The sequence below is a fragment of the Streptomyces sp. NBC_00669 genome (assembly GCF_036226785.1).
In the GTDB taxonomy this organism is placed as follows: Bacteria; Actinomycetota; Actinomycetes; order Streptomycetales; family Streptomycetaceae; genus Actinacidiphila.
Genome location: NZ_CP109018.1, coordinates 5,629,862 through 5,649,254 on the forward strand (window position 1 = coordinate 5,629,862; position 19,393 = coordinate 5,649,254).

At 70.9% G+C, this 19,393-nt stretch carries 19 protein-coding genes; 9 read left to right on the forward strand and 10 right to left on the reverse strand.

Annotated elements, in window-relative coordinates; translation table 11 throughout:
- Window positions 1–2: 2 nt before the first annotated feature.
- The 5 genes from paaE to paaA all read right to left on the reverse strand — a co-directional run bounded on the left by paaE (window position 3) and on the right by paaA (window position 3,973).
- A complete protein-coding gene (paaE, locus tag OG896_RS23600; protein ID WP_329368413.1) occupies window positions 3–1,130 on the reverse strand; it encodes a 1,2-phenylacetyl-CoA epoxidase subunit PaaE in 1,128 nt (375 codons plus the stop codon).
- Window positions 1,130–1,651 (reverse strand): 1,2-phenylacetyl-CoA epoxidase subunit PaaD, encoded by a 522-nt coding sequence (gene paaD / locus OG896_RS23605; RefSeq protein WP_329368415.1) that lies wholly within the window; start codon window positions 1,649–1,651, stop codon window positions 1,130–1,132. Before paaD ends, paaE begins: the two co-directional genes overlap by 1 nt.
- Window positions 1,645–2,559 (reverse strand): 1,2-phenylacetyl-CoA epoxidase subunit PaaC, encoded by a 915-nt coding sequence (gene paaC / locus OG896_RS23610; RefSeq protein WP_329368418.1) that lies wholly within the window; start codon window positions 2,557–2,559, stop codon window positions 1,645–1,647. The genes paaD and paaC overlap by 7 nt, the downstream gene beginning before the upstream one ends.
- 26 nt (window positions 2,560–2,585) lie before the next feature.
- Complete coding sequence (gene paaB, locus OG896_RS23615; RefSeq protein ID WP_328474171.1) at window positions 2,586–2,852, reverse strand: 1,2-phenylacetyl-CoA epoxidase subunit PaaB; 267 nt, start codon at window positions 2,850–2,852, stop codon at window positions 2,586–2,588.
- A 92-nt stretch (window positions 2,853–2,944) separates the two neighbouring features.
- The gene (paaA, locus tag OG896_RS23620; RefSeq protein WP_329368420.1) at window positions 2,945–3,973 is read right to left on the reverse strand and encodes a 1,2-phenylacetyl-CoA epoxidase subunit PaaA; all 1,029 of its coding nucleotides are present in this window, start codon (window positions 3,971–3,973) and stop codon (window positions 2,945–2,947) included.
- A 318-nt stretch (window positions 3,974–4,291) separates the two neighbouring features.
- On the opposite strand from paaA, the gene OG896_RS23625 reads away from it, so the two are divergent.
- Both OG896_RS23625 and OG896_RS23630 read left to right on the forward strand, forming a co-directional pair.
- Window positions 4,292–5,419 carry an LLM class flavin-dependent oxidoreductase gene (locus tag OG896_RS23625; protein ID WP_329368422.1) on the forward strand — a complete coding sequence of 376 codons (1,128 nt, stop codon included), beginning with the start codon at window positions 4,292–4,294 and terminating at the stop codon, window positions 5,417–5,419.
- Window positions 5,416–6,069 (forward strand): FMN reductase, encoded by a 654-nt coding sequence (locus OG896_RS23630; RefSeq protein ID WP_329368424.1) that lies wholly within the window; start codon window positions 5,416–5,418, stop codon window positions 6,067–6,069. Before OG896_RS23625 ends, OG896_RS23630 begins: the two co-directional genes overlap by 4 nt.
- Before the next feature lie 86 nt (window positions 6,070–6,155).
- Here the strand turns inward: OG896_RS23630 and OG896_RS23635 are convergent, their stop codons facing one another.
- Complete coding sequence (locus OG896_RS23635; protein ID WP_329368426.1) at window positions 6,156–7,454, reverse strand: hypothetical protein; 1,299 nt, start codon at window positions 7,452–7,454, stop codon at window positions 6,156–6,158.
- 848 nt (window positions 7,455–8,302) lie between these two features.
- Here OG896_RS23635 and OG896_RS23640 point away from each other — a divergent pair.
- Both OG896_RS23640 and OG896_RS23645 read left to right on the forward strand, forming a co-directional pair.
- Window positions 8,303–9,832, forward strand: a complete 1,530-nt coding sequence (locus tag OG896_RS23640) for an MFS transporter (RefSeq protein ID WP_329368428.1) — start codon at window positions 8,303–8,305, stop codon at window positions 9,830–9,832.
- 112 nt (window positions 9,833–9,944) lie between these two features.
- On the forward strand, window positions 9,945–10,769 hold the full coding sequence (locus OG896_RS23645) for an ABC transporter ATP-binding protein (RefSeq protein ID WP_329368430.1): 825 nt from the start codon (window positions 9,945–9,947) through the stop codon (window positions 10,767–10,769).
- Between the two features lie 101 nt (window positions 10,770–10,870).
- Here OG896_RS23645 and OG896_RS23650 read toward each other — a convergent pair whose 3' ends face one another.
- The gene (locus OG896_RS23650; protein ID WP_329368432.1) at window positions 10,871–11,347 is read right to left on the reverse strand and encodes a MarR family winged helix-turn-helix transcriptional regulator; all 477 of its coding nucleotides are present in this window, start codon (window positions 11,345–11,347) and stop codon (window positions 10,871–10,873) included.
- A 202-nt stretch (window positions 11,348–11,549) separates the two neighbouring features.
- Here OG896_RS23650 and OG896_RS23655 point away from each other — a divergent pair, with 202 nt between their 5' ends.
- Both OG896_RS23655 and OG896_RS23660 read left to right on the forward strand, forming a co-directional pair.
- Window positions 11,550–12,203 carry a TetR/AcrR family transcriptional regulator gene (locus OG896_RS23655; protein WP_329368434.1) on the forward strand — a complete coding sequence of 218 codons (654 nt, stop codon included), beginning with the start codon at window positions 11,550–11,552 and terminating at the stop codon, window positions 12,201–12,203.
- Window positions 12,204–12,444: 241 nt separating this feature from the next.
- Window positions 12,445–13,953: an MFS transporter gene (locus tag OG896_RS23660; RefSeq protein WP_329368436.1), complete on the forward strand. Its 1,509-nt coding sequence runs from the start codon at window positions 12,445–12,447 to the stop codon at window positions 13,951–13,953.
- 208 nt (window positions 13,954–14,161) lie between these two features.
- On the opposite strand, the gene OG896_RS23665 is transcribed toward OG896_RS23660, so the two are convergent.
- A complete protein-coding gene (locus tag OG896_RS23665) occupies window positions 14,162–14,947 on the reverse strand; it encodes a dioxygenase family protein (RefSeq protein WP_329368438.1) in 786 nt (261 codons plus the stop codon).
- A gap of 110 nt (window positions 14,948–15,057) precedes the next feature.
- Entirely contained in the window at window positions 15,058–15,567 is a 510-nt protein-coding gene (locus tag OG896_RS23670) for a GNAT family N-acetyltransferase (protein WP_329368440.1), read from the reverse strand.
- Between the two features lie 217 nt (window positions 15,568–15,784).
- Here OG896_RS23670 and OG896_RS23675 point away from each other — a divergent pair, with 217 nt between their 5' ends.
- Together OG896_RS23675 and OG896_RS23680 are read left to right on the forward strand one after the other, a co-directional pair.
- On the forward strand, window positions 15,785–16,780 hold the full coding sequence (locus OG896_RS23675) for a sigma-70 family RNA polymerase sigma factor (protein WP_328464954.1): 996 nt from the start codon (window positions 15,785–15,787) through the stop codon (window positions 16,778–16,780).
- A gap of 116 nt (window positions 16,781–16,896) precedes the next feature.
- A complete protein-coding gene (locus tag OG896_RS23680; protein WP_329368442.1) occupies window positions 16,897–17,664 on the forward strand; it encodes a VIT1/CCC1 transporter family protein in 768 nt (255 codons plus the stop codon).
- Between the two features lie 117 nt (window positions 17,665–17,781).
- Here the strand turns inward: OG896_RS23680 and OG896_RS23685 are convergent, their stop codons facing one another.
- Complete coding sequence (locus OG896_RS23685) at window positions 17,782–18,936, reverse strand: PLP-dependent cysteine synthase family protein (protein ID WP_443057145.1); 1,155 nt, start codon at window positions 18,934–18,936, stop codon at window positions 17,782–17,784.
- A gap of 113 nt (window positions 18,937–19,049) precedes the next feature.
- Here OG896_RS23685 and OG896_RS23690 point away from each other — a divergent pair, with 113 nt between their 5' ends.
- The gene (locus tag OG896_RS23690; RefSeq protein WP_329374601.1) at window positions 19,050–19,298 is read left to right on the forward strand and encodes a hypothetical protein; all 249 of its coding nucleotides are present in this window, start codon (window positions 19,050–19,052) and stop codon (window positions 19,296–19,298) included.
- The last annotated feature ends 95 nt before the right edge of the window (window positions 19,299–19,393 follow it).

The following is a 19,393-nucleotide window of genomic DNA, read 5'->3' on the forward strand; positions in this document are numbered from 1 at the left end:
GATCAGGCGTCGTAGTCGACGGTGAGCGTGTCGGACGCGGGGAAGGACTGGCAGGTCAGCACGTAGCCGGCGTCGACCTCGGCGGGTTCGAGGGCGAAGTTGCGGCGCATGTCGGCCCGGCCCTCGGTGATCTTGGCGCGGCAGGTGCCGCAGACACCGCCCTTGCAGGCGAAGGGGAGATCGGGGCGGGTGCGTTGGGCGCCGTCGAGCAGCGTCGTGCCGGTGGGCAGGGCGGTGGTCGTGGTGCGGCCGTCGAGGATGAGGGTGACCTGGCTGACCGGGCCCTCGACGGTGTCGTCCGCGTGGCGCAGGGGCGTGATCGGCTCGTCGTCGGCGAAGAACAGCTCCTGGTGGACGCGCTCGTCGGGTATGCGCAGCCGCGCGAGCAGGTCCCGGGCGTCGGTGACCATGCCGTGCGGGCCGCACAGCCACCAGTGGTCGACGCTCGGCACGTCGACCAGGCCGTCGATGAGCGCGGCGAGCCGGTCCGCGTCCAGGCGCCCGGACAGCAGCTCCGCCTCGCGCGGCTCGCGCGACAGCACGTGCCCTATCTGGAACCGTGCCGGGTGCACGTCCTTCAGGTCGGCCAGCTCGTCGGCGAACATCACCGTGTCGCTGCGGCGGTTGCCGTAGAAGAGGGTGACCTGCGAGACGGCGTCGGCGGCGAGCACGGACTCGGCGATGGACAGCATCGGGGTGATGCCCGAGCCGGCGGCGATGAGCACATGATGCCCCGGAGCGCCGAGGTCGGGGGTGAATGCCCCGCTGGGCGCCATCACCTCCACCCTGTCGCCAGGGCGCAGGTCGTTCACCAGCCACGAGGAGAACAGCCCGTCGGGCACGACGCGTACCCCTATACGGGGCGCCTCGCCCGCGGGCGAGCAGATCGAGTAGGAGCGGCGCTCGTCGCGCCCGTCCACCATCCGCCGCAGGGTCAGCGACTGCCCGGGCCGGTGGGCGAACTCCTCGGCCAGCTCGGCGGGTACGTCGAACCCGACGGTCACTGCGTCCTCGCACAGCGGCCGCACCTCGATCACCCGCAGGGAGTGGAACGCGGGACGCCGCCGCGCGCGTACGGTCCCGCCCGCCGTGTCGGCGGCGGCCGTGCCGGTCGTGGTGGTGGGGGCCATCACAACTCCTTGACGTGCTCGAAGGGTTCCAGGCAGCCGCGGCAGCGCCACAGCGAGCGGCAGGCGGTCGCCGAGAAGCGCGACGTCTGCTCGGTGTCGGTGCTGCCGCAGCGCGGACAGGGGACGGCCTGCCGGGTGGCGCCGAGGACCAGCGGCACCGGCCCTGCGGCCCTGCGCGGCGCCGGGCCGGGGGGCGCGATGCCGTGCTCGCGCAGCTTGCGGCGGCCTTCGGGGCTGATCCGGTCGGTGCTCCACGGCGGGTCGAGCACCGTGCGGATCTCGACATGCGCGAACCCGGCCGCGTGCAGCCGCGCCGCCACGTCGGCCCGCATCTCCGCCAGTGCGGGGCAGCCCGAGTACGTCGGTGTGAGGCTGGCGACCACCGTGCCGTCCGGCGTGGTGCGCACCTCGCGCAGCACCCCGAGATCGGCGAGGGTGAGCATCGGCAGCTCGGGGTCGGGGACCTCCGCCGCGATCCGGCGGGCCCGCTGCTCGTCGAGCCGGGTGGGTGCGGTCACCATGTCGCCTCCGGGTGGGCGCGGGCCACGCTCTGCAACTCCTCCAGCAGCGGGGCCAGATGTTCGGTGTGCTCGCCGTGCCGGCCCCGGTAGGGAGCCGCGGGCCGCTCGGGCAGGTCGAGCCCGGCAGCCACCAGCACCTGCCGCAGTACGCCCAGCGTCTCCTCGCGTACGGGCCCGGAGATCTGTACGGCGTCGGCATCGGCGGCCGGGCCGGCCGGGGCGCCTCGGACGGCGGTGCCGGTCGCGGTGAGGACTTCCTCGACGTACGGCGCGAGGCCCTCCAGGGCGGCGCGCATCCGGCGGTGCGACTCCTCGGTGCCGTCGCCGAGCCGCACCACCCAGTCGGCGGCGTACTGCCGGTGGTAGGTCAGCTCGGGCACCGCCTTGGCCGCGATCGCGGCGAGCACCGGGTCGGGGCCGGCGGCGAGACGGCCGAGCAGCGCGAGCCGCCAGGTCGCCAGGACCAGCAGCCGGGCGACGGTGAACGCGAAGTCCCCGTTGGGCAGTTCGGCGAGGGCCACGTTGCGGAAGTCGCCGGGATCGCGGAAGTAGGCGTACGCGTCCTCGCCGCGGTCGGTGCCGTCGACCTGGCCGCAGCGCGCGTACAGCATCCGGGCCTGGCCGAGCAGGTCGAGGCCGATGTTCGCGAGCGCGACCTCCTCCTCCAGCTCCGGAGCCCTGGTGCACCACTCGGCGAGGCGCTGGGCGGCGACCAGCGCGTCGTCGCCCAGGGCGAGGCAGACCGCGGCGAGTTCGGCCGCGTCCACGCCGTCGGGCAGCGTGGTGTCGACGCCGTGCAGCGGGTCGGCGAAGCCGGTGCCGAACGCCCAGCGGGTGTCCGTGTCGCCGTGCTCCTCGGTCAGGGAGAGGTAGACGTGGTCGTCGTCGGCCGTCTCGGTGCGGTCCATGCGGTCTGCCTCCTTTCGGGTGCGCTTCAGATGTGGGGGACGTCGTCGGGGATGTCGTAGAACGTCGGGTGGCGGTAGACCTTGTCGGCGCTCGGCGCGAAGAACGGGTCCTTCTCGTCGGGGGTGGACGCGGCGATGTGCGAGGAACGGACCACCCAGATCGACACCCCTTCGTTGCGACGGGTGTAGAGGTCACGGGCGTGCGTGAGCGCCATCCTGTCGTCGGCGGCGTGCAGCGATCCGACGTGGACGTGGTTCAGCCCGCGCTTGCCCCGCACGAACACCTCGTACAGCGGCCAGTCGCCCTTGCCGGCGGGCGCCGCACCGGCGGCTTCGCCGGGCCCGCCGGAGCCGTCGCCGACGCCGTTGCCGTTGTCCGTGCCGCTCATGCCGCCGCCCCTTCCCGTGTCGTCCCCGCGGCCGCCCGCTCGGCCCGCTCGGCCTGCTTCGCCGCATGGGCGGCGGCCGCCTCGCGTACCCAGGCGCCTTCCTCATGCGCGGCCGCGCGCCGCTCGATCCGCTCGGTGTTGCACGGTCCGTCGCCGGCTATCACCCGCTGCAACTCCGACCAGTCGGGCGTGCCGAAGTCGTGCCGCCCGCGCTCCTCGTTCCACCGCAACTGCGGGTCGGGCAGGGTGACGCCGAGCTTCTCCGCCTGCGGGACGGTCATGTCGACGAACCGCTGGCGCAGCTCGTCGTTGCTGTGCCGCTTGATCTTCCACGCCATGGAGGCGGCCGAGTTGGGCGAGTCGCCGTCGGGCGGCCCGAACATCATCAGCGAAGGCCACCACCAGCGGTCCACCGCGTCCTGCACCATGGCGCGCTGCGCCTGCGTCCCGCGCATCATCGTCAGCAGCAGCTCGTAGCCCTGGCGCTGGTGGAAGGACTCCTCCTTGCAGATCCGCACCATCGACCGCGCGTAGGGACCGTACGAACTGCGGCACAGCGGCACCTGGTTGCAGATCGCCGCGCCGTCCACGAACCAGCCGATCACCCCGACGTCGGCGAACGTGGGGGTCGGGTAGTTGAAGATCGACGAGTACTTCTGCCGGCCGGAGATCAGCCGCTCGGTCAGGTCCGCGCGGTCAGCGCCGAGGGTCTCGGCCGCGGAGTACAGATACAGCCCGTGGCCGGCCTCGTCCTGCACCTTCGCGAACAGGATCGCCTTGCGCCGCAGCGACGGCGCCCGCGTGATCCACTCGCCCTCGGGCTGCATGCCGATGATCTCCGAGTGCGCGTGCTGCGCGATCTGCCGGACCAGCGTGCGGCGATACCCCTCGGGCATCCAGTCGCGCGGCTCGATCCGCTGATCCCTGTCGATCGTCGCGTCGAAGCCGGCCTGGAACCGCCGGCCCTCGGGGTCCTGGTCCCGGCCTTCGTCCTGGTCCGCGGCGCGCGCGGGTCCTGCGGTCATCGCTGCCTCCCAACCGACCATTCGTTCGGTTCGAGTCTCGCCGATTCCGGCGGCCCGCGCAAGCACGGGAGGGCGGGCCTGTGGATAACCGCGGAGCTGTGGACAACCGCGGGGGTCGGCCGCGGCGGGTGGCGGTGGAGGGGGCGGCCGGAGCCGAGGCGCGGAGCGGTGGCCGGGTGGCGCGGTCGACGGGCAAACGGGCCGGTGGGCCGGTGGGCCGGTGGGCCGGTCGGTGGGGGTGGGGGCTGCGGGAATAGCGCGCTGTGGTGGAATGTTCGTGTGGTTGAACAATCAACCAGATGGGACGGTGGGACAGAGATGCAGTTCGGAATCTTCACGGTCGGCGACGTCACGACCGACCCGACCACGGGCCGTACGCCGAGCGAGCACGACCGGATCAAGGCGATGGTCGCGATCGCGTCGAAGGCCGAGGAGGTCGGGCTGGACGTCTTCGCGACCGGCGAGCACCACAACCCGCCGTTCGTGCCGTCCTCCCCGACCACCATGCTCGGCTACATCGCCGCGCGGACTGATCATCTGATCCTGTCCACGTCCACCACCCTCATCACGACCAACGACCCGGTGAAGATCGCCGAGGACTTCGCGATGCTCCAGCACCTCGCCGGCGGCCGCGTCGACCTGATGATGGGGCGGGGCAACACCGGCCCGGTCTACCCGTGGTTCGGCAAGGACATCCGCCAGGGCATCCCGCTCGCGGTCGAGAACTACGCACTGCTGCACAAGCTGTGGCACGAGGAGTCCGTGGACTGGGCCGGTCGCTTCCGCACCCCGCTGCAGTCCTTCACCGCCACGCCCAGGCCGCTGGACGGCGTGCCCCCGTTCGTCTGGCACGGCTCCATCCGCAGCCCGGAGATCGCCGAGCAGGCCGCGTACTACGGCGACGGTTTCTTCGCGAACAACATCTTCTGGCCCAAGGACCACTTCAAGCGGCTGATCGGCCTGTACCGCGACCGCTTCGCCCACTACGGACACGGCACGCCCGAGCAGGCGATCGTCGGCCTGGGCGGTCAGGTGTTCATGCGGAAGAACTCGCAGGACGCGGTGCGCGAGTTCCGCCCGTACTTCGACAACGCGCCCGTATACGGGCACGGGCCGTCCCTCGAGGAGTTCACCGAGCAGACCCCGCTCACCGTCGGTTCGCCGCAGGAGGTCATCGACAAGACGCTGACCTTCCGAGAGTCGTTCGGCGACTACCAGCGGCAGCTCTTCCTGATGGACCACGCGGGCCTGCCGCTGAAGACGGTCCTCGAACAGCTCGACATCCTCGGCGAGCACGTCGTTCCCGTGCTGCGCAAGGAGTTCGCCAAGGGGCGCCCGGCACAGGTTCCGGACGGCCCCACCCACGACGCGCTGGTCGCACGCCGCGACCAGCGCGACCAGGACCCGGCCGGCGCCCCGGCCGACACCCAGGAGGTGCGGGCATGACGAAGCAACTGGTCGTGGTCACCGCGGGCCTCGGCAAGCCGTCGTCGACCCGGCTGCTCGCCGACCGCCTGGCGGCCGCCACCGCGCGGCACGCCGACGTCGACGTCCAGGTGATCGAACTGCGCGAACTCGCCACCGACATCGCGCAGAACATGGTCACCGGCTTCCCCTCGCCGTCACTGAGCGACGCCGTCGAAGCCGTCACCTCCGCCGACGGTCTGATCGCCGTCACCCCGGTGTTCACCGGCTCCTACAGCGGACTGTTCAAGTCGTTCTTCGACGTCATCGACAAGGACGCCCTCACCGGCCTGCCCGTGCTGGCCGCGGCGACCGGCGGAACCGCCCGGCACTCCCTGGTGCTTGAGCACGCGATGCGGCCCCTGTTCGCCTACCTGCGGGCAGTGGTCGTACCCACCGCGGTGTACGCCGCCTCCGAGGACTGGGCGTCGGACGGCGACGGCGCGCTGGCCGCCCGCGTCGACCGTGCCGCGGCCGAACTCGCCGCGCTCCTGGGTGCCCGTCCCGGCCGGCCGCTGCACCCGGCCGACGGGACGGAGCACCTGGGGGAGCCGCGGGAGCCGGCCCGGGCGGACGACATGGAAGTGGTGCCGTTCGCGCAGCAGCTCGCCGCGCTCGCCGTGGAAGGGTGACGTCGCGGGACGGAAGATGACGCGCGTCTTCGCAAGGGTGACTTCCCGGGCGGCGGGTTGACGTCGGAAGGCCACGAAGGCGCGCGTTAAGGGGCGCTGGCCTTCGGGCCGCTTCCCCGACGGCGGTCGTCCAGGAACTCGACGACCGCCAGCGCCGCGAGCGCCGCCAGCGCGATCCAGAAGATGACCATCCCGGTCGGGTACGACCACAGGAGAAGGACGACCACCGCCACCAGGACCACCAACCAGTGCAGCAGGTGGCGATACCGGTGCACCCACGGACCCACCGGCCCCAACGACACCCCTGTGGCCTCCCTGGCCGCCGCGAGCCCCGACTCCCACACCGACCTGACCCGCGCCGCCCACCGCCCGGCGCCGCTCAGCCACGCGCCGAGGGCCACGACCACCCCCAACACGATGACCGTGCGCACCGTCTCCCGCAGGAAGTGCACGATCTGGTCGTAGACCACGCCCGCCGCCCGCTCGTCGACGTCCGTCGGAAGGTGGTCCAGGTAGACGATCCGGAACACCGTCAGGCCGATCCCCAGCACCGCCGCCCCCGCGGCGATCGCCAGCGCCGCGGTTACCAGCGCCCGCCGCCGGCGTGCCGCCAGCAGCACCCCGCCGCCGGCCAGCAGCACGGTGACCACGGGCAGCCAGTTCCCGGCCAGTTGCAGCACCCGGAACCCCGTCCTGGCCCGTTTGACGTCATCCGACTCCAGCAGCGTGAAGTCCGTGTGCACCCGCGGAATGCGCGACGCCACCGTCAGCCCGCGATCCACCAGCCGCTGCTTGACCTGCTCGACGACCGGCGCCAGGTCGAGCGTCACCGCGTCACCGTTGATCCGCACCGCGCTGTCGCTGTTCCCGGTGAGCGCGCCGATGAAAGCGGCGTGCGTGCGGCGGTTGAGCTGCGTCCACAAGGTCTTGAAGGCGTCGCTCGCCACGAAGGAGGCGACCGTCTGGTGCACGAGGTCCCTGATGCCTTCGGTGATCGGACCACCCAACGCGCCCAGCGCCGCTTTGACGCCGGGCCGCTTGTCCGGCGCCACCTGCGACAGCAGGGTGTCGATGTCGATCCGCTGCATGACCGCATCGGTGACGGTGGTGGCCACCGCCGCCTGGACTTCGGGTTTCGACGCCAGCGGCGCGACCGTACGCACGTAGCGGTCGGTGTTCGCCATGTCGTCCGCCACCCACACGGCGACCGCGCTCAGCGGCGCCAGCAGCGCGGCCAGGACGATCAGGACGGCCGACAGCGCCGACCGCAGCCTGTGGCGCGCGGGGAGGCCGGCCCGCAGGGCGTCGAGTTCCGCCCGCTCCCCGGCGCCGAGCGGTGCCTGGCTCGCGCCTTCGGAGTGCGTGCCGTCCGCGTCGCCGGCCATCCGCACCCTCCCCTCGCCACCTCGCCGAACGCTCGGGCACTCCGTCCCCCCGACCCCAGAAAACGGCCTCGGCGCACGTACCGCGCGCGGTGTTAGTGCGTACGTGAACAGCCGCAGTCGTTCACGTACGGGTGACCGTCGATCACGCGGATCTGCTGATCGGCGGACCATCGGACCGGCACATGGCAACCCGGGAGCGCCGTACACCGCCGTGCGCCGATGTGCTCATCGGGCCGCGCCATCCGGGTGACACGGCGTTAGCCGCACGGAGCCCTCGGATAAAGATCGTTTTGTCGGTGCCGCACACCCGGTGAAGCACGGGTCGCGCGGCGGTCGGTCACACGAAGGGCACGCCGGTGGACGTTCGTCTGCTGCTCAGGGCACACAGGGCCGTGACAGGACCGGCCCTGTCGGCCCGCGCCGCAGGCCGCTCGCCCGCCGTGCCGCCGGCCCGCAACCCGCTCGCGCGCCCCGCCGACCACCGCGCGGCCGACCGCTCCGTGACCGTCATCGCCTCCCGGGACGGTCGCCCGATGGCGGTCGCGGGTGATCTCCGGTTCCCCGCACCAGCACCAGGCGGCGAATCCGGGGACGGAGGATCTGCCCCCACGCCCGGGACGGGGCCCGGGCGCGGGCGGCCCCCCGAATCCGCCCTGCCCCTCACCGCACCCGCGCCGCCGCCCACCTGACGCGAGCCGCGCGCAAGGGCCGGTCCCCGGACCACGAGTCGGAGGACCGGCCCTGCAGACGTGGGCGCGGTGGCGCTCCCACGTGGCAGCCCCTCCGACCTGCGCCTAGCGTGGGACCGACCTCGGGGGGTGCGCCACTCGCGCTAAGGAGAGCACCTCATGGCCCGTGGCACCCAGGGAACCTCTGCGGGCTCGGACGTGGGCGGCGGCACGAAACGGCCCCGGCGTCCGAGCGTCGTCGACTCCCCGAACCACCGCTGGTGGGTGCTGGGCGTCGTCGCCCTCGCCCAGTTGATGGTCGTCCTGGACGCGACCATCGTGAACATCGCGCTGCCCTCCGCCCAGACCGCACTGGGATTCAGCAACGGCAACCGGCAGTGGATCGTCACCGCCTACGCGCTCGCGTTCGGCTCCCTGCTGCTGCTGGGCGGCCGGCTCGCCGACCTGATCGGGCGCAAGAGGACGTTCCTGATCGGTCTGGTCGGTTTCGCGGTCGCGTCGGCCATCGGCGGTGGCGCGCCGAGTTTCGAGGTGCTGGTCGTGGCCCGCGCCCTGCAGGGCATGTTCGGGGCGTTGCTCGCCCCCGCGGCTCTGTCGCTGCTGACGACGACGTTCACCGACCCCGGAGAGCGCGCGAAGGCGTTCGGCATCTACGGCGCCATCGCCGGTGCGGGCGGCGCGGTCGGCCTGCTCCTCGGCGGCCTGCTCACCGAGTACCTGAACTGGCGCTGGTGCCTGTACGTCAACCTGATCTTCGCCGTCATCGCCTTCATCGGCGGCATGCGCCTGCTGCGCGCGGGGACCCCGCCCGACCGCCCCACCCTCGACCTTCCCGGCGCGATCCTGGTCTCCGGCGGTCTGTTCTGCATCGTCTACGGCTTCTCGAACGCCGAACGCCACCCGTGGAGCGCCCCGAGCACCTGGGGTTTCCTGCTCGTCGGGGTCGTGCTCCTCGTCGCCTTCGTGTGGTGGCAGGGGCGCGCACGCCAACCGCTGCTGCCGCTGCGCGTGGTGGGCGACCGCGACCGGGGCGCGTCGTTCCTCGCGATGTTCATCTCGGGCGCGGGCATGTTCGGCGTGTTCCTGTTCCTGACCTACTACCTGCAACGGACGCTGCTGTACTCGCCGGTGAAGACCGGCCTGGCGTTCCTGCCGATGGTCGCCGTCATCATGATCGTGTCGGTGACCACGACGAACCTCCTCGTGCCGCGCTACGGCGCGAAGCCGATCGTCCCGACCGGCATGCTGCTGTCCGCCGGCGCGATGGCGTGGCTGACGGCGCTCGACCGCAACAGCACCTACGCGGCCCATGTGCTGCCCCCGCTGCTCGTCCTGGGTGTGGGCCTGGGCATGATCTTCGCCACCGGTATGAACCTCGCCACGGCGGGCGTCAAACCCCGCGACGCGGGCGTGGCCTCGGCGATGGTGAACACCTCGCAGCAGGTCGGCGGCTCCATCGGCACATCACTGTTCAACACCCTGGCCACCAGCGCCGCGACCCGGTACGCGGCGGGCAAGCCGCCGTCCGCCGCGGTCGCCGCCCAGGCGCAGCTGCACAGCTACTCGGTCGCGTACTGGTGGGCCTCCGGGTTCTTCGCCGTCGGCTTCGTGGTCACCTTGCTGCTGTACCGGCGCGGTGTGCCCGCGAGCCTGTCCGACCCGACCGCCCAGGGCGGCGCCGCGATGTGAGCCGGGCGGCTGGGACGGCGGCCGCCTGCCGATGGGCGTGCCGCAACGCGGGCCGTATCCACATCGCGGAATGCCCGTGCGGGCAGTTGGTGCCTACAGCTAGCGTTTCGCCATGGCAGCGAACGGCAAGGACACGACCGGTCCCACGCAGCCGGTGGTCGCGGCTCTCGACGCGGTCAGCGTTCGCCGGTACACCACCGGCCAGGTCATCCTCGACGACATCGACTGGACCGTGCGCTCCGGTGAGCACTGGGCACTGCTGGGCGCCAACGGTGCCGGCAAGACGACCATGCTCCGGTTGATCGGCGCCCTCATGCACCCGACGACCGGTTCGGTCGAGGTGCTCGGCCACCGTCTGGGCCGCGTCGACATGCGAGAGCTGCGCGCCCACATCGGCCTCGTGTCCTCCGCGCAGAAGGTCCCGCAGGACGCGACCGCGCACACCATCGTGCTGACCGGCCACACCGGCACCGTGCAGCCGCTGTGGCGCAAGTACGACGACGAGGTGCGGGAGCGGGCACACGCCCTGCTGGCCGAGTTGGAGATCAAGGAACTCGCCGACCGCGCCTTCGGCGTGTGCTCCGGCGGCCAGCGGGCGCGCATCCTGGTGGCGCGGGCGCTGATGGCCGACCCGTCGCTGCTGCTGCTCGACGAACCGTTCAACGCGCTCGACCTGCCCTCCCGCGAGGACCTCATCGACGCCATGCACCGGCTCGCGACCATCCGCACCTCCCTGGCCACGATCACCGTCACCCACCACCTTGAGGAACTGTCACCGGCCATCGGCCACGTGCTGCTCCTCAAGGAGGGCCGGGTGCTCACCGCGGGTCCCGCCGGGGACGTCCTCACCGCGGAGCGGATGAGCGAGTGCTTCGGCCGGCCGATCGAGGTCAGCCGCCACGAAGGCCGGTGGCTGGCCCGCTCAGGACGCCGCTGACGGCCTGCTGGGCCCGACAGGCTCCCGGCGGTCGGATTCGGGACGAAAGCGCCGCAGACGGCCGCTCAGCGGCTTGTGGAGGAGTTTGCTGCGCTGCGCGCTCAGCGGAGCCAGGGCAGGTCCGCGCCCTGCGGGTGGTGCAGGCCGTCGGCGATGATCCGGGAGATCTCCCCGAGCTGCTCGGCCTGTTCCGGGCTGAGCCGCTCGAAGATCGCCGTGCGGACCGCGGTGACGTGCCCGGGTGCGGTGCGCACCAGCTCTTCGTACCCGGCGTCGGTCAGCACCGCGAGCTGCCCGCGACGGTCGGAGGGGCAGTTCTCGCGGCGCAGCCAGCCGTTGCCCTCCAGGCGCGCGACGGCGTGCGAGAGCCGGGAGCGGGTGATTTTGGTCCGCTCGGCGAGATCGGTCATCCTCATCCGGCGCTGGGGCGTCTCGGAGAGCGTGCTGAGCAGTGCGTAGTACATGTGCGGCATGCCCGCGTCCCGCTGGAGCTGGCGGTCGAGATGATCCTCCAGCAGGGTCGTGGCCTGCAGGAAGGCACGCCACGTCGCCTGCTCGTCTTCGGTCAGCCACTTCATGCGCCCATCGTAGGGCCCCTCATTGAAGCTTCAATAAAAACGGATCATCGGATGTGACGCGCCTCACTTATACGCGGGAAATATCCGGGGACCGACTCCCCGTTTAACCCTGCGTACGGAAACGGGGAGACCCTCCGCTTCGCCACCGGCCCTCCCGGGCCCAGCTGACACCGGCACCCAGACCGCCGAAAGGAGCTTGGTCGTGACGCTCGACATCAGCACCGCCGCCAAGCCGCGCACCGCGAGGCTGCGTGCGGACGCCACCCGCAACCGCGAGCGGATCGTCGAAGCCGCCCGCGAGGCGATCGTGGAGTTCGGCCCGGACGTTCCCCTGGACGAAGTGGCGCGTCGCGCCGGCGTCGGCAACGCCACGCTGTACCGCCACTTCACGGACCGCACCGAACTGGTCCGCCAGGTCGCCCTGTCGGTGATGGCCCGTACCGCGCAGCGCGCCGAGGACGCACTCGCCGAGGAGCCCGACGCCCTCTCGGCACTCCAGCGGTTCGCCTTCGAGGCCGCTGAAGAACGCATCGGCGCCCTGTGTCCCATGCTGTCAACCGCGTTCGACCGCGCCGAGCCCGCGGTGGACCACGAAGCACGCCGCATGGAACGCGCGATCACCGCGATCATGGACCGGGCCCAGTGCTCCGGCCAGATACGCGGCGACATCGCGGTCGGCGACCTCATGGTCGCGCTGACACAGCTCACCCGGCCGCTGCCGGGCACCGGCTGCATCGGCTTCGACCGCTTCATGCGACGGCACCTGCAACTCTTCCTCGACGGACTGCGCGCCCCCGCGCGGTCGACGCTCGAGGGGACCGCCGCGACCCTGGAGGATCTGCAAGGCTGCCATTAACCGTTCGCTTGTCACCCCGGGCGGGTATTAGCGTGGGCGACTTCGCCGCGCCGTCGATCACTCCACGGATCGCGACCCGCACGCAACGGCCGACCAGTACGGCGGCCGACCGGCGCCACAGAAGACCGCTCGTCTCCCCCGTGCGCCGGAACCGGGTTGAGGACGCCGATCCCACCCGGACCACTTGCTGACACACGTCCCCACGTCCTGTCACTCCGCAACTCGTTCTGTGAGACCACACATGCCTGAACAGCTCCAACCTGATCCGAAGCGCTGGACAGCGCTCATATTCATCGCGCTCGCCCAGCTGATGGTCGTGCTCGACGCGACCGTCGTGAACATCGCGCTGCCATCCGCCCAGAAGGCGCTGGGCATCTCCGACGGCAACCGCCAGTGGGTCATCACCGCCTACACCCTGGCCTTCGGCGGCCTGCTCCTGTTCGGTGGCCGCATCGCCGACATGTGGGGACGCAAGAACGCGTTCGTCGTCGGCCTGCTCGGTTTCGCGGCCGCCTCCGCCCTCGGCGGCGCGGCGGTCAACCCGGCGATGCTCTACGGCGCCCGCGCCCTGCAGGGTGCCTTCGGCGCGCTGCTCGCGCCCGCCGCCCTGTCGCTGCTGGCAGTCATGTTCACCGACGCCAGGGAACGCGCGAAGGCGTTCGGCGTCTACGGCGCCATCGCCGGCGCCGGAGCTGCCGTCGGCCTCATCCTCGGCGGCGTCCTCACCCAGTACCTGAACTGGCGCTGGGTGCTCTTCGTCAACATCGCGTTCGCCGTGGTCGCCGTCATCGGTGCCGTCATGTACATCCACGAGCCCGCCAAGGGCCGCAACCGCAACCGCCTCGACATCCCGGGTGTGGTCCTCGCGAGCGCCGGCCTGATCGCCCTGGTCTACGGCTTCAGCCGCGCCGAGGCCGACGGCTGGACCTCCAGCATGACGATCGGCCTGTTCGTCGCCTCCGTGGTGCTGCTGGGCTCGTTCGCCTACGTCGAGGCGCGCGTCCGCAGCCCCCTGCTGCCGCTGCGCGTCGTCACCGACCGCAACCGCGGCGGTATCTACCTCTCGCTGGGTCTCGCCGTCATCGGCATGTTCGGCCTGTTCCTGTTCCTGACCTACTACCTCCAGCAGGTCAAGGACTACTCGGCGCTCAAGTCCGGCTTCGCCTTCCTGCCGATGGTCGGCGGCATGATCGTGGGCTCCACCCAGATCGGTGCGCGACTGATGCTGCGGGTCCGCCCGCGGCTGCTGATGGCGCCCGGCTTCCTGGTCGCCGCGATCGGCATGGCCATCCTCGCCCAGATCAAGGTCGACTCCAGCTACGCCGAGGTGCTGCTGCCCGGCCTGGTCCTCATGGGCCTGGGCATGGGTACGGCGTTCATGCCGGCCATGAGCCTGGCGACGTACGGGGTGCGGCCGGAGGACGCCGGTGTGGCGTCCGCCATGGTCAACACCTCGCAGCAGGTCGGCGGCTCCATCGGCACCGCGCTGCTGAACACCCTGGCGGCCAGCGCGACCACCTCCTGGGCGGCCAGCCACATGCACAGTGCGGCTGACAAGACGAACCCGCTGCTGATCAACGAGGGCGCGGTCCACGGCTACTCCGTCGCCATCTACGTGGCGATGGGCATCCTGCTCGCGGCCTCGGCCATCGCGTTCACCTTCCTGAACGCCGGTGTCCAGAACACGGGCACCCGTGCCGACGGCGACGACTCCCTCGAGGACATCGCCATCCCGGTCGTCGCACACTGACGATCGAGCGCCGCGCCCTAGGCGCCGACGCGTGAACGGCAGGTCCCCGTCGCCCCGGGTTTTCCCGGATGCGACGGGGACCTGCCGTTTGTGTCCGCCGTGACCGCCTCGGTACCTGCCTTGCTCGACGAGGCAGCGAAGCCGTTCGATCGGCCGGCCGTGCCCTTCGCGATACGTCGAATCCGCAGGGGTATGCGCGTCTTACTGCTCAGCCGAACTGGACGGAACGCTTGGCCAGCCCCATCCAGAAGCCGTCGATGATGCTGCGCTGACCGCCGATCTCGGACTCGGCGGCGCCGAGCGTGACGAACAACGGCGCGAAATGCTCGGTACGCGGATGCGCCAGCCGCCCCGAAGGGGAGGCGTGCTCGAAGTCCAGCAGCCCGTCGATGTCCTGGGCTCCCAGCGCCCGATGCCCCCAGTCGTCGAACTCCGTCGACCAACTCGGCGGACCGTCGCCCGCATGCCGCAGTGCCGCCAGGTTGTGCGTGAAGAAGCCGCTGCCGACGATCAGCACGCCCTCGTCACGCAGCGGCGCGAGCTTGCGCCCCATCTCCATCAGCTTCTGCGGCTCCAGCGTCGGCATCGACACCTGGAGCACCGGGATGTCGGCAGCCGGGAACATCTCCACCAGCGGCACGTACGCGCCGTGGTCCAGGCCGCGCTCAGGGACGTCCTGCACCGGCCGCCCGGCGCCGCGCAGCAACTTGCGCACATCCTCGGCGAGCGCCGGGGCGCCAGGGGCGTCGTACGTCACCTGGTAGTAGTGCTCGGGGAAACCCCAGAAGTCGTACACCAAGGGGACGCGGCCGGTGGCGCCGATCGCCAGAGGCGCCTCCTCCCAGTGCGCCGAGACGATCAGGATCGCCTTCGGACGGGGCAGAGAGGCGGCCCAGGCGGCGAGTTCCCCCGGCCACACGGGGTCGTCCGCCAGCGGCGGCGCGCCGTGCGAGAGGTAGAGCGCGGGCATGCGCTCCGGTGCCGCCGTGGTCATCGCGCCTCCTTGAAGTTTCAACCGTATGCCTTGACGGTATCCCATGACATTGAAACTTCAAAGAGCCGCCTCGGGTGGTCCGAGTCCTGGAGGCCTGGTAGGGCGCGATGTCAGGCGAGCCGCTTCTCGAACCACGCCACGTCGTGGTACTCGCCGAACTTGCGACCCACCTCCTCGTACAGCCCGACCTGCCGGAACCCGAACCGCTCATGGATGCGCACCGACGCGTCATTCGGGAGAGTGACGCCCGCGTACGCCCGGTGGACGTCCTCGGCTGCCAGCGCCTCGAAAAGCCGCTCGTAAAGCAGAGTTCCGATGCCGCGCCCTCCGACATCGGACGCCAGGTAGATGCTGGTCTCCACCGACGTCGCATACGCGGCCTTCGGGCGGAACGCGCTGCTGGTCGCATAACCGAGAACCCGCCCGTCCGAACCGGGTATCCGAGCAACCATCAGCCGGTGAGGGCCGTCTTCCGGATGGGAGAGCAGCCACGGACGGCGTTCGCCGGGCGTGAGGGGAGTGACGTCGAACGTGACAGCCGTCTCGCGGACGTAGTGGTTGTAGATGTCCGTCAGGGCTGCCAGATCGGCCTCGCCGCCGGGGTCGACCTGCACGTTCATACGATCTGCCACCATGTGGCCTCTCTGTGTGGCGGAACAGGGTACTGCATGATCATAAAAAACAGGTGACGACTTGGGAATTGTGTCCGTATTCCAGTCGTTATCCAGAACGGATGGGGCAGCCGCAGAACTAAGGAAGCCGCACACGGCGGAAGCCGACGAAGCGACCGTACCGATCCGACAAACAGACCGACCGCACCTTCGAAAGGGAGCACGCATGGCAACCCGTGCCGTCGCCCGTCGTCACGCAGGCGGGACCAGCAGCGTTCGCGCCGCAGGCGGGGAAGTCGCCGACCGCGACCTCGTCGGCATGTACCTGGACGAGATCGCGCGCACACCGCTGCTCGACGCCGCCAGGGAGGTTGAGCTCTCCCGCGACATCGAAGCAGGCGTCTATGCGGAGCGCATACTCACCGCCGACGCCGAACTGCCCGCGTCCGCGGGCAGCGACGCCAAGCGCGAGGAACTCGAAGCGCTCGTCGCCGCAGGCGAACGCGCCAAGGACATCTTCATCCGCTCCAACCTGCGCTTGGTCGTCGCCGTCGCCCGACGCTACCCGCGCAGCGGTCTGCCGCTGCTCGACCTGATCCAGGAGGGGAACGCCGGCTTGGTCCGCGCCGTCGAGAAGTTCGACTACGCCAAGGGCTTCAAGTTCTCCACCTACGCGACCTGGTGGATTCGCCAGGCCATCACACGCTCCATCGCCGACCAGTCCCGCACCATCCGGCTGCCCGTCCACCTCGTCGAGGAACTCGGCAGGATTCGCCGTGTCCAGCGCGAATTCAACCGTGAGAACGGCCGAGACGCCGAACCCTCCGAGATCGCCACCGAACTCGGCTCCACCCCCGAGCGCGTCTCCGACGTCCTGGACTGGGCCCGCGACCCGGTCTCGCTCAACATGTCGGTCGACGCCGAAGGCGAGACGGAATTCGGTGACCTCGTCGAAGACGGCGCCGCACCCTCCCCGGAGGACTCGGTCCTCGTCATGCTGCGCCGCGAGGAACTCGACGGCCTCATCGACCGCCTCGACGACCGCACCGCGTCCATCATCCGGGCCCGCTACGGCATCGTGGACGGCCGCGAACGCACCCTTACCGAGGTCGGCAAGGAACACGGCCTCACTCGCGAACGCATCCGCCAGATCGAAAAGCACGCGCTCGCCGACCTCAAGCGCATGGCCCGCGCCACCGGCCTGGACTACGAAGCGGCATAACCCACCGCCACGCAACCCGTGGCCCCCAAGACCCGAGCCCCGGTGCATCCCCCCCGCGCCGGGGTTCGGCCTGTCCTGCCACCGCCTGCAGGGCGCGGAATGAGACGCTGCCTGGCATGAGCGACGACCGCGCCGGCAACAGCGACAGACCCGACGCACCGGACCTGGCGAACCACCCCAGGGAACGCCCCGACGAGCCGCACCACAACGGCCTCGGCGCCCGCCTGAACTGGCTGCGTGCCGCCGTCCTCGGCGCCAACGACGGCGTGGTCTCCACCGCCGGCATCGTCGTCGGCGTCGCCGGAGCCACCGACTCCCGCTCCGCGCTCCTCACCGCCGGCCTGGCCGGACTGCTCGCCGGCTCCCTGTCGATGGCCGCCGGCGAGTACGTCTCCGTCAGCACTCAGCGCGACTCCGAGCAGGCCGCGCTCGCCGTCGAACGCGAAGAACTCGCCGCCACCCCCCAAGCCGAACTCGCCGAACTCACCGGCCTGCTCGAAGAACAAGGCATCACCCACGAACTCGCCCACGAGGTCGCCAAGCAACTCACCGCCCGTGACGCCCTGGGCGCCCACGCCCGTGTCGAGCTCGGCATCGACCCGAACGAACTCGCCAACCCCTGGCACGCCGCCTGGGCGAGCTTCGTCTCCTTCACGGCCGGCGCCTTGCTGCCGCTGCTCGCCATCGTGCTGCCACCCCACGGCTGGCGCCTGGCTGTCACCGTCGTGTCCGTACTCGTCGCGCTCGTCACATGCGGCAGGATCAGCGCCCTTCTCGGCAACGCCCCGGTACGCCCAGCCGTCGTCCGTAACGTCGCAGGCGGCGTCATCGCGATGGCCGTCACCTACGCCGTTGGCACGCTCCTTAGCGCCACCGGGGTCTGAGGCAGGTCCGGCCCACACTCAGGAACCGGCGAACGCTGCCTCCGGATCACCAGATGACGAACGAGACCAGTACAGCAAGCAGAAGAGGGCGGCGCGGTCCAACCGGAGCTACCCGGCTTACGGCCCCTCCAGCCGCCCGGTGGCCAGGAACCGCTCCAGACACTCCAGATACGGCCCGATATCCAGGCCCTGCTTCAGCAGCCACGCGTCCGCGTAGTACTTCTCCACGTAACGCTCGCCCGGATCGCACAGCAGCCCGACGACGCTGCCGCGCTCGCCGCGCTCACGCATCTCGGAGATGATCCGGAACGCCGCCCACAGGCCCGTTCCCGTCGATGCCCCCGCCCGCCGTCCCAGCAGCTTCGCCAGGACGCGGACGGCGGCGACCGAGGCCGCGTCCGGTACCCGCATCATGCGGTCGATCGCACCCGGCACGAAACTCGGCTCCACCCGCTGCCGGCCGATCCCCTCGATCCGCGAACCCGTCGCGGTCGTCGCGCTAGGGTCGTTGTCCCGCCAGCCCGGGAAGAACGCCGAGTTCTCCGGATCGGCCACGCAGATACCCGTCGTCGCCTGCGCGTAGCGCACGTATCGGGCCAGAGTCGCCGAGGTGCCCCCCGTCCCGGCCGTCGCCACGATCCAGGTCGGGACCGGATGGCGTTCCGCGGCCATCTGCCTGAAGATCGACTCCGCGATGTTGTTGTTGCCCCGCCAGTCCGTCGCCCGCTCCGCGTACGTGAACTGGTCCATGTAGTGGCCGCCGGTCTCCTTGGCCAGCCGGGCAGCCGCCTCGTACACCTCGCTCGGGTTGTCGACCAGATGACATCGGCCGCCCTGGAACTCGATCAGCTCCACCTTCGCCCGTACCGTTCCGCGGGCCATCACGGCCACAAAGGGGACACCGATCAGACGGGCGAAGTACGCCTCCGAGACCGCCGTCGAGCCGCTCGAAGCCTCGATCACCGGACGCCCCGGCCTGATCCATCCGTTGCACAGGGCGTAGAGGAACAGTGAGCGGGCCAGCCGGTGCTTCAGCGAGCCCGTCGGATGAGTCGACTCGTCCTTCAGATAGAGGTCGACGCCCCAGTCCGCCGGGAGCGGAACTGACAGCAAATGGGTATCGGCGGACCTGTTGGCGTCGGCATGGACCTTCGCCACAGCAGTGCTCAACCAGCGACGGTACGCGGGGTCGCTTCGGTCGAGGTCCATTACCTGCACGAGTGCGCTTGCGTGCGGTGGCGCTGGGGACGGCGTCGGCTTCGGGGTGTCCATGAGGCCAGGTATATCCGGCCGGGTGCCTCAAACGGACACTTGGGGTATCTCCGTACACCTTCTTGGGTGGGGACGGCTCCCGCGAGTCCTGTGCGGCGCCGTACCCTGGTGCCATGACCACAGGCGACGAGACCGGACGCGTGCCCGCGACATCGGGCCCGGGACCCTCCGTCCGCCCCACCACGGGCTGCCGGCCTTCGGTCGGGGTGCCGTCCTCCGCGGCTGCCGGGTTGGTCTTCGACGACCCGCTCGACCGGCCGGCGGCCGACGACACCGACCGGGGCTGGGGCGATTCCCCTTCGGGCGGGGCGGATGACGACTTCACGCGCTTCCTCAACGAGAAGCCGCCGCACCACATCTGAAGCAGGTCCCGGCCGCCGACCCTGTCACCGTTCCCACGGACCGCGTTCGCCGCACCGATCAACTGCCGGCGCCAGCGCTGCGGGCGGCACTCACG